Source organism: Ensifer sp. Root954, from assembly GCF_001429005.1.
In the GTDB taxonomy this organism is placed as follows: domain Bacteria; phylum Pseudomonadota; class Alphaproteobacteria; order Rhizobiales; family Rhizobiaceae; genus Ensifer; species Ensifer adhaerens.
Genome location: NZ_LMJM01000015.1, coordinates 18,640 through 31,872 on the forward strand (window position 1 = coordinate 18,640; position 13,233 = coordinate 31,872).

The 13,233-nt window shown below is 62.5% G+C and carries 15 protein-coding genes and 1 pseudogene; 4 read left to right on the forward strand and 12 right to left on the reverse strand.

What is annotated here, in order from left to right; translation table 11 throughout:
• The first annotated feature begins 42 nt into the window (after positions 1-42).
• Both ASE71_RS08985 and ubiG read left to right on the forward strand, forming a co-directional pair.
• Positions 43-591 carry a dihydrofolate reductase family protein gene (locus ASE71_RS08985; protein ID WP_060518369.1) on the forward strand — a complete coding sequence of 183 codons (549 nt, stop codon included), beginning with the start codon at positions 43-45 and terminating at the stop codon, positions 589-591.
• A gap of 211 nt (positions 592-802) precedes the next feature.
• On the forward strand, positions 803-1,549 hold the full coding sequence (ubiG, locus tag ASE71_RS08990; RefSeq protein ID WP_060518371.1) for a bifunctional 2-polyprenyl-6-hydroxyphenol methylase/3-demethylubiquinol 3-O-methyltransferase UbiG: 747 nt from the start codon (positions 803-805) through the stop codon (positions 1,547-1,549).
• Positions 1,550-1,565: 16 nt separating this feature from the next.
• Here the strand turns inward: ubiG and ASE71_RS08995 are convergent, their stop codons facing one another.
• The 5 genes and pseudogenes from ASE71_RS08995 to ASE71_RS09015 form a co-directional block, all read right to left on the reverse strand.
• Positions 1,566-2,132, reverse strand: a complete 567-nt coding sequence (locus tag ASE71_RS08995; protein WP_060518373.1) for a GNAT family N-acetyltransferase — start codon at positions 2,130-2,132, stop codon at positions 1,566-1,568.
• A 104-nt stretch (positions 2,133-2,236) separates the two neighbouring features.
• Complete coding sequence (locus tag ASE71_RS09000; RefSeq protein WP_034797716.1) at positions 2,237-2,665, reverse strand: DUF1178 family protein; 429 nt, start codon at positions 2,663-2,665, stop codon at positions 2,237-2,239.
• Positions 2,662-3,519: a carbon-nitrogen hydrolase family protein gene (locus ASE71_RS09005; protein ID WP_060518645.1), complete on the reverse strand. Its 858-nt coding sequence runs from the start codon at positions 3,517-3,519 to the stop codon at positions 2,662-2,664. The genes ASE71_RS09000 and ASE71_RS09005 overlap by 4 nt, the downstream gene beginning before the upstream one ends.
• Positions 3,520-3,585: 66 nt before the next feature.
• On the reverse strand, positions 3,586-3,843 hold the full coding sequence (gene grxC / locus ASE71_RS09010) for a glutaredoxin 3 (RefSeq protein WP_034797718.1): 258 nt from the start codon (positions 3,841-3,843) through the stop codon (positions 3,586-3,588).
• 47 nt (positions 3,844-3,890) lie between these two features.
• A pseudogene (locus ASE71_RS09015) lies at positions 3,891-4,621 on the reverse strand (ComF family protein).
• A gap of 101 nt (positions 4,622-4,722) precedes the next feature.
• On the opposite strand from ASE71_RS09015, the gene ASE71_RS09020 reads away from it, so the two are divergent.
• The gene (locus ASE71_RS09020; protein WP_060518375.1) at positions 4,723-5,601 is read left to right on the forward strand and encodes a methyltransferase domain-containing protein; all 879 of its coding nucleotides are present in this window, start codon (positions 4,723-4,725) and stop codon (positions 5,599-5,601) included.
• Between the two features lie 32 nt (positions 5,602-5,633).
• Here the strand turns inward: ASE71_RS09020 and ASE71_RS35015 are convergent, their stop codons facing one another.
• The 6 genes from ASE71_RS35015 to ASE71_RS09045 form a co-directional block, all read right to left on the reverse strand.
• Positions 5,634-5,801 (reverse strand): Flp family type IVb pilin, encoded by a 168-nt coding sequence (locus tag ASE71_RS35015; RefSeq protein ID WP_082566310.1) that lies wholly within the window; start codon positions 5,799-5,801, stop codon positions 5,634-5,636.
• Between the two features lie 69 nt (positions 5,802-5,870).
• Positions 5,871-6,191: a hypothetical protein gene (locus tag ASE71_RS09025; protein WP_034797725.1), complete on the reverse strand. Its 321-nt coding sequence runs from the start codon at positions 6,189-6,191 to the stop codon at positions 5,871-5,873.
• A gap of 179 nt (positions 6,192-6,370) precedes the next feature.
• Positions 6,371-6,784, reverse strand: coding sequence for an 8-oxo-dGTP diphosphatase MutT (gene mutT, locus ASE71_RS09030; RefSeq protein ID WP_060518377.1), 414 nt, complete (start codon positions 6,782-6,784; stop codon positions 6,371-6,373).
• 4 nt (positions 6,785-6,788) lie between these two features.
• Positions 6,789-7,607: a GNAT family N-acetyltransferase gene (locus ASE71_RS09035; protein WP_060518378.1), complete on the reverse strand. Its 819-nt coding sequence runs from the start codon at positions 7,605-7,607 to the stop codon at positions 6,789-6,791.
• 56 nt (positions 7,608-7,663) lie between these two features.
• On the reverse strand, positions 7,664-8,905 hold the full coding sequence (argJ, locus tag ASE71_RS09040) for a bifunctional glutamate N-acetyltransferase/amino-acid acetyltransferase ArgJ (protein WP_060518380.1): 1,242 nt from the start codon (positions 8,903-8,905) through the stop codon (positions 7,664-7,666).
• Between the two features lie 211 nt (positions 8,906-9,116).
• Positions 9,117-9,983, reverse strand: a complete 867-nt coding sequence (locus ASE71_RS09045; RefSeq protein ID WP_034797733.1) for a peptidylprolyl isomerase — start codon at positions 9,981-9,983, stop codon at positions 9,117-9,119.
• 243 nt (positions 9,984-10,226) lie between these two features.
• Between ASE71_RS09045 and secA the strand changes: the two genes are divergently transcribed.
• Entirely contained in the window at positions 10,227-12,935 is a 2,709-nt protein-coding gene (gene secA, locus ASE71_RS09050) for a preprotein translocase subunit SecA (protein WP_060518382.1), read from the forward strand.
• Positions 12,936-13,054: 119 nt separating this feature from the next.
• On the opposite strand, the gene ASE71_RS35685 is transcribed toward secA, so the two are convergent.
• Positions 13,055-13,198 carry a hypothetical protein gene (locus tag ASE71_RS35685; protein WP_156400702.1) on the reverse strand — a complete coding sequence of 48 codons (144 nt, stop codon included), beginning with the start codon at positions 13,196-13,198 and terminating at the stop codon, positions 13,055-13,057.
• Positions 13,199-13,233: the final 35 nt, after the last annotated feature.

Below are 13,233 nucleotides of genomic sequence, written 5' to 3' on the forward strand. Positions count from 1 at the left end.
CCACCCTTTCCGTGACAGGCATGCCGCAACGGGAGAGATACAATGCGCAAGGTCATCATGTGGGACATGGTTAGCGTCGACGGCTTCTTCGAAGCACCGGGGCACGACATCGAGTGGTTCGTCTTCGAGGACGAGCTCGCCGCCTATATCGGCGAAACGCAGCTCGAGGCCGACACCCTGCTTTTCGGCCGCGTGACCTATGAAATGATGGCGGGCTACTGGCCATCCGCCGAAGGCGACATCGCGACCTTCATGAACGGCGTCGAGAAATTCGTCTTCTCGCGCACGCTGACCTCCGCCGATTGGGCCGGCACGACGCTCGTAACCGGCGACGCTGCAAGCGAAGTCGAACGACTGAAGGCGCTGGATGGCGGCACGATCTTCGTTTTCGGCAGCGCCGACTTCGCGAGCGAACTGATCGAGAAGGGCCTCGTCGACGAATATCGCCTCGGCATCAATCCGGTGCTGCTCGGCGAGGGTGTGCCGCTGTTCAAACCAGGGCTGAAGCGGACGAAACTCAAACTGACCCACACACGCCCTCTGACGTCCGGCGTGGTTATCCTGCACTACCAGCCAGAAGCGGACGCCTAGCAGGACGGGCGCCACGCACGCGTGTGCGCCGATCTGGCCCAGCGCCGCCTCTTGACTTCCTTGTCCGATCGTCCGACTTCACTGCTGCACAAGTCCCTAAATCGGGATCGATTTAAGGATAGAATTTTGCAGCACTTTAAAGTGCTACAGCGTCCTTAGCGCGCCTTGAAAGACGCGCGGCGCTGTCGGGACGATGCAAGGAGACGGCGACATGAGCGAGACCGCACGCACGACGATTGACCAGAGCGAGGTTGACCGCTTTTCCGCCATGGCCGCGGAGTGGTGGGATCCGACCGGCAAGTTCCGGCCGCTGCACAAGTTCAATCCCGTTCGCCTCGCCTATATCCGCGACAAGGTGGCCGAGCATTTCGGCCGTGATCCAAGGGGCCCGCAGCCGCTCAAAGGTCTGCGGCTGCTCGATATCGGTTGCGGCGGCGGCCTCCTGTCGGAGCCGATGGCACGCATGGGCGCCGATGTTCTCGGCGCCGACGCCTCCGAAAAGAACATCGGCATCGCCAAGACGCACGCGGCCGGAAGCGGTGTGGCGGTCGACTATCGCGCCGTGACCGCCGAAGCCCTTGCCGAAGCCGGCGAGAGCTTCGACATCGTGCTCAACATGGAAGTGGTCGAGCATGTCGCCGATGTCGATTTCTTCATGACCACCTGCGCCCATATGGTTCGCCCCGGCGGTCTGATGTTCGTCGCCACCATCAACCGCACCATGAAGGCAGCGGCGCTTGCCATCTTCGCAGCCGAGAACGTCTTGCGCTGGCTGCCGCGCGGTACGCACCAGTATGAAAAACTGGTGCGCCCGGAGGAACTGGAAAAGCCGCTCGTGGCCAACGGCCTCGAAGTGACCGAGCGGACCGGCGTCTTCTTCAATCCGCTTTCCAATCAGTGGAACCTGTCCAAGGACATGGACGTCAACTACATGATCGTCGCCAAGCGGCCGCTATGAGCAGCTGTCGGCGGCCTCAGCCAGCCTGCCGACGCTCCTGCCACTCGCGCTTCAGCAGCGCATAGACGTATTCGTCGCCCCAGACATCGTTGAAACGGTCGTTCTCGATCAGATGCGCTTCGCGGCGCATGCCGAGACGCTCGACGACGCCGACGGACCCCTTGTTGAGGGCATCAAGCCGGGCAAAGATCCGGTGAAACTTCAGCGTCGAAAAGCCGAGATCAAGCAACGCCCGCATCGCTTCCGTAGCGTAGCCCTTGCCGGCAAAGTCGGGATTGAAGATGTAGCCGGTCTCCGCCTGTTCCGCCGCACTGCTTGCGAGCTTCAGCAGGACTTCGCCGATCAGTACACCATCCTCGCGGCGCTCGACGGCAAACACCGCGACGTCCCCATCGTCAACGAGCTTTGGCGCCGAAGCCTTGGCGAATTTTGTCCGCGCTGCCGTTTCGTCGAGCGGGTGCTGATAGAGATAATGGTAGACCTCCGGCAGGCGGTGATAGGCAAAGAATGCCGGAAAATCGCCAGGCGCGAAGGGCCGGATAACGAGGCGATCAGTGGAAATGTGAACATCGGACAATGCCATTGGCTGGAAAACTCCCATTGCAAAGCTGCGAGATGGGAGCCAAGGCATTGTATTTAAAGGGCGGGAACCAAAGTTTAGACGCGCAGATGCGAAAGTGCCCCGCGTCAGTTGACCTCGTCGGGCAAGATCGGCAGCGGCGCGACCGCGATCCCTTCCTCGAGCAACGCCACGGCCTCTTCCGCCGTCGCCTTGCCGATCAGCCCGCGCTCTTCCGCCTCGCCGTAGTGGATCTTGCGGGCTTCCTCGGGAAAGCGCTCGCCGACATCCTCGGCGTTCTCGCGTACGGACTTCACCAGCTCGCGGATCTTGGCGACCGTTTCCTTCTGCGCCTGGTCCATGATCACCGCCCGCGTCGCCTCCTTCTTGCGCGCGGTCGCAACCGAGGGCGCCATCAGTTGCTTGGCAACGGAGGTCGAGTTGCAGCTCGGACAGGAGACCAGCTTGCGCTCGACCTGGCGGTCGAAATCGTCACTCGACGAGAACCAGCCCTCGAAATCGTGGCCGTTGTCGCAGGAAAGGGTGTAGCGGATCAAGCGGCAACGCCTCCCTTCCCGGTCGGCGCTACTTCATCGAGCACGAAGCTACGGGCATTCTTCAAGTTCGGTATCTTGGCGCGCGCCGCGTGCACGGCGGCGACATCGATGTCGGCAAGCACAACCGCCTCGCCCGTAGGGCCAGCCGAAGCGAGCACGCGCCCCCAGGGATCGACGATCATAGAATGGCCGAACGTCTCACGCCCATCCTCATGCGTGCCCCCTTGCGCGGCGGCAATGACGAAGAGGCCGTTCTCGATCGCGCGGGCGCGAAGCAGGATTTCCCAGTGCGCCTCGCCCGTCTGCCGCGTGAAGGCGGCGGGCACCGACATGATCTCGGCGCCGGCAACGGCCTGTTGCCGGAAAAGCTCCGGGAAGCGCACGTCGTAGCAAATGGAAAAGCCAAGTTTGCCGAAGTCGAGTTCGGCCAGGCGCGCAATGCTGCCCGGCTGATAGGCGGCACTTTCCCGCCAGCTCTCGCCGTTGTCGAGATCGACGTCGAACATATGGATCTTGTCATAGTCACAGATCTTTTGGCCATTCGGGCCAAACAGCAGGCCGCGATTGGCGATCTTGCCGCCGGCAAGCGCGATCGGCGTCGAGCCGACATGGAGGTAGACGCCAAGTTCGCCGGCAAGCTGAGCTGCCGCCGCGGCAATAAGATCGTTGGCCTCGTCCTTCAGGATCGCGCGCAGCGCCGCCCGGTCCCGCTGCAGCGCCCCGGTCATTTCCGGAGTCTGGATATAGGTCGCGCCCTGGGCTGCCGCTTCGCGCGCGAGCCGCACCATCGTCTCCGCATTCTTGCGCGGATCGACGCCGGAACACATCTGAATGGCTGCGGCCTTGAAAGTCATCTCGTCCAACTCCTAAGCGCTCACCGCAGATAAACGGGACGTCGCCTCATGCAAGGGTACGGTGCCTCAGGCAGCCAGCATCGCGTCGAGTTTGCCGGCGCGTTCCAGCGCGTGCAGGTCGTCGCAGCCCCCGACATGAATGTCGTTGATGAAGATCTGCGGGAACGTCGTCCCACCGTGCGACTTGTCGATCATCACCTGCCGAACGTTCGGATCATAGGTGGCATCGTGCTCGAGGAAGGAAACGCCCTTGGTTTCCAGGAGTTTCTTTGCGGCCGAGCAATAGCCGCAGAACTGACGCGTATAAATGACCACCGAAGCCATGATCCTGAGCCGCTCCTTTGCCGGCGACCGTGCCGGACATCTGATTGTCATATAAGACCGGATACGGCTCTTGCAAAGGTCAAAACCGTGACCGACCCGGCTCCCGCCCGCTTCAGCGCACGGGTCGCTGCGGCAACGGTTGCGCCGGTCGTATATACATCGTCGACGAGAACCACGCTTTTCCCACTGAGACCCGCCCTGCCGCTTTCCGAGACGGCGAAGGCGCCGCGGACGTTCTCCTCGCGGGCGCGCAATCCCAAGCGTACCTGCGGGCTCGTGCGCCGGATGCGCCTCAAGATGTCGGGCTGATACGGACGACCGGAGAGCTGCGCAATGGCTCGCGCCAATTCCGCCGACTGATTGAACCGCCGCTTCCACAGCCGGAAGGCATGCAGCGGCACGGGGATGATCGCGTCGGCGGAAGCGACGGCACCGTCGCTCGCCCGGATCATCCATGTCGCCATCATCGGCGCGAGATCCGTGCGGTCGCGATATTTCAGCCCGTGGACCAGATCGCGGCAACGCCTTCATGGATCGCCACCGACCTTAACCGATCGAATGCAGGCGGATTGGCGATCGCCTCCGGTGACACCGCTCCGGCGCCGTGATCGACCGAAAACGGCATGCCGAGAATATCGCAATAGGGCCGTTCGATCAGCGGCAGCGTCGCCCAGCAGGAGGCGCAGACCGCGCGATGATCGCCGACCAGCCGGCCGCAACCGCAACAGACAGGTGGAAAGACGAGATCGACAAGCCCCAGTCCGAACCGTCTCAGCATGCCCGCACGCCACGCCTGCGGAATACGCAACCTCTCCCATGCCATGCGGTTGACTTTGTGCCTCCGAAGGTCTCTTTGCTGCCCATCGCGGAGAGACTATCGTGGAAAAAATCTTTGACCAGAGCCTCGTCGAGGCGCACCGGGCAAGGGCGCTCAGAAACGCCGATCCGAAGGCCGGTTTCCTTCTCGACATCGTTGCCGAAGAGCTCGCCGAGCGTGTCGGCGTGGTCGAGCGTCATTTTGATCGCGCACTCGAACTTCACGGCTATACCGGAGAAACGGCCCGCCAACTGATGGCGACCGGCAAGATCGACGCCATCGAGCGCGTCGAGACCGACGCCCGCTTCAGCTCGACCGAGGCGCCGGTGACGATCGCCTCGCTCGAGGAAGTTCCGGCCGAACCGGAAAGCGTCAACCTGATCGTCTCGCCGCTGTCCCTGCATCTGACCAACGATACACCGGGCGCCTTCATCCAGGTGCGGCGGGCGCTAAAGCCCGATGGGTTGTTCCTCGCCGCCATCCCGGGCAGCGGCACGCTGCAGGAGCTGCGCGAAGCGCTTCTGGCTGCAGAGGCCGAGCTGACCGGCGGCGCCAGCCCGCGCGTCATTCCCTTCGCCGATGTCCGTGACGTCGGCGCTCTGCTCCAACGCGCCGGGTTCGCACTGCCGGTCACCGACACTGAAACCTACACGGTGCGCTACGATTCGCTGTTCGCGCTGATCCGCGACCTGCGCGCCATGGGTATGACCAGCCCGCTTTCGGCGCGCAGCCGCACGCCCGTTTCCAGGCGGTTCTTCCTCAGGGCTGCGGAAATTTACGCGGAGCGCTTCTCCGATCCGGACGGCCGCGTTCGCGCTACCTTCTCCATCATCTATCTGTCCGGCTGGGCGCCGCACGAAAGCCAGCAGAAGCCGCTGAAGCCGGGTTCAGCAAAGCAACGGCTTTCGGCAGCGCTTGGCACGAAGGAGCAGCCGCTCTAGGGCGGCATCCACCCCAGATCCGGTTTTAGTGCTTATGCGCTCGGGAACGCTGCGGCGAGCGAGTCGTAGACGTAGGTCAGGGCGTTGCCGATCTGGTTGGCCCCGAAGATTAAGCTGAGGGAGACGAGGGCGGCGATCAGCGCATACTCGATGGCGATGCCGCCGTCCGTGCCACCAAACAAGCGTCTAAGCGTTTCCATGCGTCCCCAGCCAGATTTGTGTTCAATCCGAATCGGACGCCAGCGCCAAACGGGCCGATGGCGTTCGCCTCAGCAGCCGCTCTTGCGGCCGTCGGCATCGATAATGCAAACCGCTCCGGGCATTTCCTGAAGGACGCTGCGCCGAACCGTGTAGCGCTTGGTGGTCCCCTTCGAAGGGATGGAGCCGGTGGAAATGTTGTCGTAATCGACGGGCGTGTTCGCCATGATGCGCTTGTCGGTCTTGGATGACAGCATGGGCGTCAGGATCAGCGTCAGCGCGATCACCGCCGTTCCGAACAACAGCGACAGATTGAGCACACCTGTCCGGCGGGACTGATTATTCATCAGATCCTTTTCCTGAACCGTGTTCCAGAAATCGTCGTCCACCATCCCAGCCTCACAAACGCGCAAAATACGGCGAACGCAAGCGCCCTTCCCAAGCTTGGTTCCACCGCACTGCCTGAAATCGATACGCCGTTGCCAACGATACGTACCAAAACTGAATTGGAGCTATCTTTGCGCCAGGGAGATAAACGATCGATTAATAATCAATCAGATTTCGGGTAGGTTCAGAGCAAATCCATAAGAAACGGGATAAGCGGTTCGTCTGCCGGCGGCATCGGAAAATCGCGCAGGGCCTTTGGCCGGACCCACTTGATCGCCTGGCCTTCCCGCCCGATCGCAACCCCTTCATAGCGGCGGCAGACATAGAGCGGCATCAGCAGATGGAAGTCGTCATAGGTGTGGCTGGCGAAGGTGAGCGGCGCCAGGCATGCGACCTTGGTGCGGATGCCGAGTTCTTCCTCAAGCTCGCGGATCAGGGTTTCCTCCGGCGTCTCGCCGGCTTCAACCTTGCCGCCCGGAAACTCCCATAGGCCGGCAAGCGATTTCCCCTCCGGCCGCTGCGCGAGCAGGATGCGACCATCGGAATCGACAAGCGCGCAGGCCGCGACAAGCACGATCTTCTTTCCGTTGGCATCCATGGCCTCAAGCTCCCGGCGTTCGATAGATGTAGCTGTAAACCTCGGAGAAACCGGCGCCGCGATAAAGCGCCATAGCCGCGCTGTTATCCGCTTCCACCTGCAGCCAGGCCTTCTTGGCTCCGCGCAGACGCGCCCAGCGCAGGCAGACGTCGAGCATCGCCTTGCCGACGCCCCGGCCACGGACCCGCTCGTCCACGGCAAACTGCATGATGCCGGCAAGATCGTTGTCCTGGACGACGAGCGCCACGGCCGTCGGCCCCATCTCGGCATCCTCGAACAGGAAGAGGCCACTCTCCGGCTTGATCGCGTTGATGATTTCGGCCAGCGCCGCCTTGCGCTTCGGATCGCTCTTCGCAATCCCGATGCAGGCGTCGACGAACCGGCCGACGTCCTTGATCGGCAGGTGATCGATGCCGTCACCGAACTCGCGCTCGACCAGGTCGACGCTCATGACCAGGCTGCGGCTGAACGCATTCCAGCCCTCGGCATCCATATGGGCGACAAGCTGCGGCGGCGTCAGCGGCGTCTGGCGCACAGTCAGCGGCCGGCCGTAGTCGGCAAAGCGCCGGGCAGCCTTTTCGAGACGGACCGGGATGTCGCGATAGTCGGACGGATCAAGCGGATTGACGGAATTCAGCCGCTTGGAATCATGGCCTGCATTGAGCCGGATCAGCCAGCTGCCATCATATTGCACGGACGCTGCCGGCCAGGCGCGGAAACCCACGGCCTCGAGACGGCGCACGTTTGGAAGATCCACCATTGCCACTTCCCCAGCTTCGGCCTGTGCCTTGCCCGCCACGGGCCGAATATCATTCGATGTCATCTTGCTACCTCTACGGCCTGGCGCGCCAGGCCGCTCACCATCACATAACCGGTGCCTCAGCTCCGGTAATCGCCGTTGATCTCGACATATTCCTTCGTCAGGTCGCAGGTATAGACAGTGGCCCGACCGGAACCGAGGCCGATTTCGACGCGGATCGTGATGTCCTCTTCCTTCATCACGGCCGTGGCCGCGGCTTCAGAATAGGTGGGATCGCGCTCCCCCTCGACGGCGACGCGCACGTCGCCGAACCAGATCGCCAGCCGGTCGCGCTCGGCCATTTCTCCGGACTTGCCGACGGCCATGACCACGCGGCCCCAGTTGGCGTCTTCACCGGCGACCGCCGTCTTGACGAGCGGCGAATTGGCGATCGAAAGCGCGATGCGCTTGGCGGCCGCATCATTCTCGGCGCCTTCGACAGTCACCTCGACCATCTTGCGAGCGCCTTCGCCGTCGCGCACGACCTGGAGCGCGAGATCGCGCAAAAGGTCGTTCAGTGCGGCGCGGAAGGCATTAAGACGCGGGTCGGTCGCATCGGAGATTGCCGGCTGGCCGTCGGCCGATGCCGCGCCCGTAGCGAACAGCATCAGCGTATCGGACGTCGAAGTGTCGCTGTCGACCGTGACCGAGTTGAAGGTCGGGCCGACGCCGGCCGAAAGCAGGGCCTGCAGCGCCGAAGGCGCAATGTCGGCATCTGTGACCACGAAGGAGAGCATCGTCGCCATGTCGGGCGCGATCATGCCGGCGCCCTTGGAGATGCCGTTGATCGTCACCTTGACGCCGTCGATTTCGGCGCTGCGTGTCGCTACCTTCGGATAGGTATCCGTCGTCATGATCGCCTTGGCGGCTTCGAACCAGAAGTCCTCCTTGCCGGCAACAGCCAGATCGTCGAGCACGCCGGCAAACTTGGTCGCGTCCAAAGGCTCGCCGATGACGCCGGTCGACGCCAGGAAGACTTCGCTCTCCGCGCAGCCGACAGCCTTTGCCGCCGACTTTGCCGTCAGTTCCGTCGCCTCGCGGCCCTTCTTGCCGGTGAAGGCATTGGCGTTGCCGGAGTTGACGACGACAGCGCGCGCGACACCGCCGGCAAGGTTCTTGCGGCAGAAATCGACAGGGGCCGAAGGGCACTTGGAACGGGTGAAGACACCGGCCACGACGGCCGGCCGGTCGAACACCATCATCAGCACGTCGGTGCGGTTCTTGTACTTGATGCCGGCGGCTGCGGTCGCCATGCGGACGCCGCGCACGGAGGGCATTTCGGCAAAGGTTTTCGGAGCGAGCGGAGAAACGGAGCCGGACATGGGAAACCTGCTGTGACGTGTTGGAGCCAAAGCACTTCCAAAAGAGCCTGGCGGCCTTCAGGAAATGCCTAAGAACAAGGATCCGGAGCGGTCTATAACCGAAACGGCTCCAGATCCATCTTGCGACAAATGCCCGAACGGTTTTCACCGCCGGGCATCGACAAAAAGCGGTGACGACAGGCCCCGCCAGTGGCAGGGCCCGCCGATCGAATTACTTGGCTTGTTGCGCTTCCTGCGCCTTGTTGGCCTCGTCATAGGCCTGCTTCAGCGCCGGGTCGGAAATTTCGACGCCTGCATCCTTCTTGGCGGCGGCAAGCAGCTCGACATACTTGTCACGCATGACAAGCTGACGAACCTGCTGCTCGACCTGCTCGAGCGGCGGCGGGGCCTGCGGGCGCTTGTCTTCGACCAGGATTACGTGGAAGCCGAACTGCGTCTTGACCGGGGTCTTGGTGTAGGCGCCCTTCTCGAGAGCGAAGGCAGCCGTTTCGAATTCCGGCACCATGCGGCCCTTGGTGAAGTAACCGAGGTCGCCGCCGTCGTTCTTGTTCGGATCGGTGGACTTCGCCTTGGCAAGCTCGACGAAGCTCTTGCCAGCGTCGAGTTCCTTGATGATTTCCTTGGCTTCGTCTTCCGTCTTGACCAGGATATGGCGGGCCTTCACTTCGTCCTGAACCGGAATGGCCGCGACTTCCTTGTCGTAGCGTGCCTTCACCTCTTCCTTGGTGATGGCGTCGACGACATGCTTCTTGAAGTAGGCGTTGTGAAGTTCGCGCTCGGTGAGGTACGCGACGCGCTGCTTGAAAGTGGCGTCGTCCTGCAGGCCTTCCTTCTCGGCCGTGGCGGAAAGAAGCTTAACGTCGATGATCGCCGACAGTGCTGCGGCGCGCTTCTGCTCTTCCGGCATCTGCTGCAGCTGCGGGTCGAGACCACCCAGAGCAAGATTGAGTTCGGACTGACGCACGTCCTCGCCGCCAACCTTGGCGACCACCGGATCGGCGTCTTCCGCCCGCGCGCCACCATGTACGGCCATCGCCGCAACCAGTGCCACGGCGGCCAGGGTTTTCAACTTGGTCATGCTCACTAACCTTTCACATTGGCCTTCGGCGCAATTGCCTGCAGCTTGTAGCGGCTGCACAACACCAGAATGTGGCGGTTCTGTAGCCGTCCGGCAGTGCAATTGCGTTGACATAATTCGACCCCCCTCTTATCTGTCACGCAACCTCGCGTCCAGAACAGTTTCCGGGCGTTTCACGGCATTGCGCGGTTTTCGCGGCGCGGCCATGAGACCCAAGGCAACAAAAATGAAAGGACCATTCGTATGGTCAGTCTCGGCGGCCTAGCCCGCAAGTTGTTTGGCTCCTCCAACGATCGCCGCGTGCGTGGCTACAAGGCACGGGTGGACGCCATCAACGCACTTGAAGCCGACATGAAGGCTTTGTCGGATGAGGCGCTCGCCGGCAAGACGGTGGAATTCCGCAAGCAGCTGGAAGAAGGCAAGACGCTCGACGACCTTCTGGTTCCGGCCTTTGCGGTCGCCCGCGAGGCGGCCCGCCGCGTGCTCGGCTTGCGCCCGTTCGACGTCCAGCTCATCGGCGGCATGATCCTGCACGAGCGCGCCATCGCCGAAATGAAGACCGGTGAAGGCAAGACCCTCGTCGCGACGCTTCCGGTCTACCTCAACGCGCTTGCGAGCAAGGGCGTGCACGTCGTTACCGTCAACGACTACCTCGCCCAGCGCGACGCCGGCACCATGGACCGCATCTATAGCTTCCTCGGCATGACCACGGGCGTCATCGTCCACGGCCTGACCGACGAGCAGCGCAAAGCCGCCTATGCCTGCGACATCACTTATGCCACCAACAACGAGCTCGGCTTCGACTATCTGCGCGACAACATGAAGTACGAGCGCGGACAGATGGTCCAGCGCGGCCACTTCTTCGCCATCGTCGACGAAGTGGACTCGATCCTCGTCGACGAAGCGCGCACGCCGCTGATCATCTCCGGCCCGCTCGACGACCGCTCGGATCTCTACAACACGATCAACGAATTCATTCCGCTGCTTTCGGCTGAGGACTACGAGATCGACGAGAAGCAGCGCTCGGCCAACTTCTCCGAAGAAGGCACCGAGAAGCTCGAAAACCTGCTGCGCGAGGCGGGCCTGCTCAAGGGTGAATCGCTCTACGACATCGAAAACGTCGCAATCGTCCACCACGTCAACAATGCGCTCAAGGCCCACAAGCTGTTCCAGCGCGACAAGGACTACATCGTTCGCAACGGCGAGATCGTCATCATCGACGAATTCACCGGCCGCATGATGCCGGGCCGCCGTTATTCGGAAGGCCAGCACCAGGCGCTCGAAGCCAAGGAAAAGGTGCAGATCCAGCCAGAGAACCAGACGCTCGCATCGATCACCTTCCAGAACTACTTCCGCATGTACTCCAAGCTCGGCGGCATGACCGGTACGGCCTCCACCGAAGCGGAAGAATTCGGCAACATCTACGGCCTGGAAGTCGTTGAAGTTCCGACCAATCTGCCGATCAAGCGTATCGACGAGGATGACGAGGTCTACCGTACGCAGGGCGAAAAGCTGAACGCCATCATCGACGAGATCAAGTCGGCGCACGAGCGCGGCCAGCCGATGCTGGTCGGCACGACGTCGATCGAAAAGTCCGAGCAGTTGGCCGATCTTCTGAAGAAGTCCGGCTTTGCCAACTTCCAGGTTCTCAACGCCCGCTACCACGAGCAGGAAGCCTTCATCGTCGCCCAGGCAGGCGTGCCCGGCGCCGTCACGATCGCCACCAACATGGCCGGTCGCGGCACGGACATCCAGCTCGGCGGCAACGTCGACATGCGCATCCAGCAGGAGCTCTCGGAAGTCGAGCCCGGCCCCGAGCGCGAACAGCGCGAACAGGCGATCCGCGCCGAAGTGCAGCAGCTGAAGGAAAAAGCGCTGGCCGCCGGCGGGCTTTACGTTCTGGCTACCGAGCGCCACGAAAGCCGCCGCATCGACAACCAGCTTCGCGGCCGTTCCGGCCGTCAGGGCGACCCGGGTCGATCGAAGTTCTACCTGTCGCTCCAGGACGACCTGATGCGCATCTTCGGCTCCGACCGCATGGACGGTATGCTGCAGAAGCTGGGCCTCAAGGAAGGCGAGTCGATCATCCATCCGTGGATCAACAAGGCTCTCGAACGCGCCCAGAAGAAGGTTGAAGCCCGCAACTTCGATATCCGCAAGAACCTTCTGAAGTACGACGACGTTCTCAACGATCAGCGCAAGGTGATCTTCGAGCAGCGCATCGAGCTGATGGATGCCGAAAGCGTCACCGAAACCGTGACCGACATGCGCACCGAAGTCGTCGAAGACATGGTCAGCAAGCGCATTCCCGAGAAGGCCTATGCCGAGCAGTGGGACGTCGCCGGTCTCAAGGCCGACGTGCAGCAATACCTCAATCTCGACCTGCCGATCACCGAATGGGCTGCCGAGGAAGGCATCGACGAAGCCGATATTCTCGAGCGCGTCATGACCGCTGCCGAAAAGGAAGCCGCCGACCGTGCCGAACGCTTCGGTCCGGAGATCATGCAGTATGTCGAACGCTCGGTCGTGCTGCAGACGCTCGACCATCTGTGGCGCGAGCACATCGTCAACCTCGATCACCTGCGTTCGGTCATCGGCTTCCGCGGCTACGCCCAGCGCGATCCGCTGCAGGAATACAAGTCCGAAGCCTTCGAGCTGTTCCAGGCCCTGCTCGGCAACCTGCGCCAGGCCGTGACCGCACAGCTCATGCGCGTCGAGCTGGTGCGCGAAGCAGCCGAAGCGCCGCAGCCGGCTCCGCCTGTCATGCATGGCCACCATATCGATCCGCTCACCGGCGAGGACGATTTCGGCGACGGCACGCTGCTGGCCGCCCCGCCAGTGCAGCGAGACGCAACCAACCCATTGTCCTGGGGCAAGGTCTCGCGTAACGAGCTCTGCCCCTGCGGTTCGGGCAAGAAGTACAAGCACTGCCACGGCATCTACGAGGCATAAGCCAGCCGCGGAATGCAGGTACTGTCTGCGCCCCCTGCCCTTCAGAAATGCCGCCTCCGGGCGGCATTTTCGTTTCCTGGAGCCTGTTTGCTAGCGATCGCTCGCCCTGGCGTGGGCGATCAGGTTTTCGAGCGCGCGAATGCCGGTTGCTGTTGATGGCGGCGGCCGAGCGTGGCGTTGATACGGAGTGCGAGATCTTGCGCGTCGGAAGCTTTCAGGTCCTCCAGCCGCTCGATGCCGATCTCCTGGAGATCGCCGACCATGCGCGGCCAATCGATTTCGCCTGCATAATCCGCTG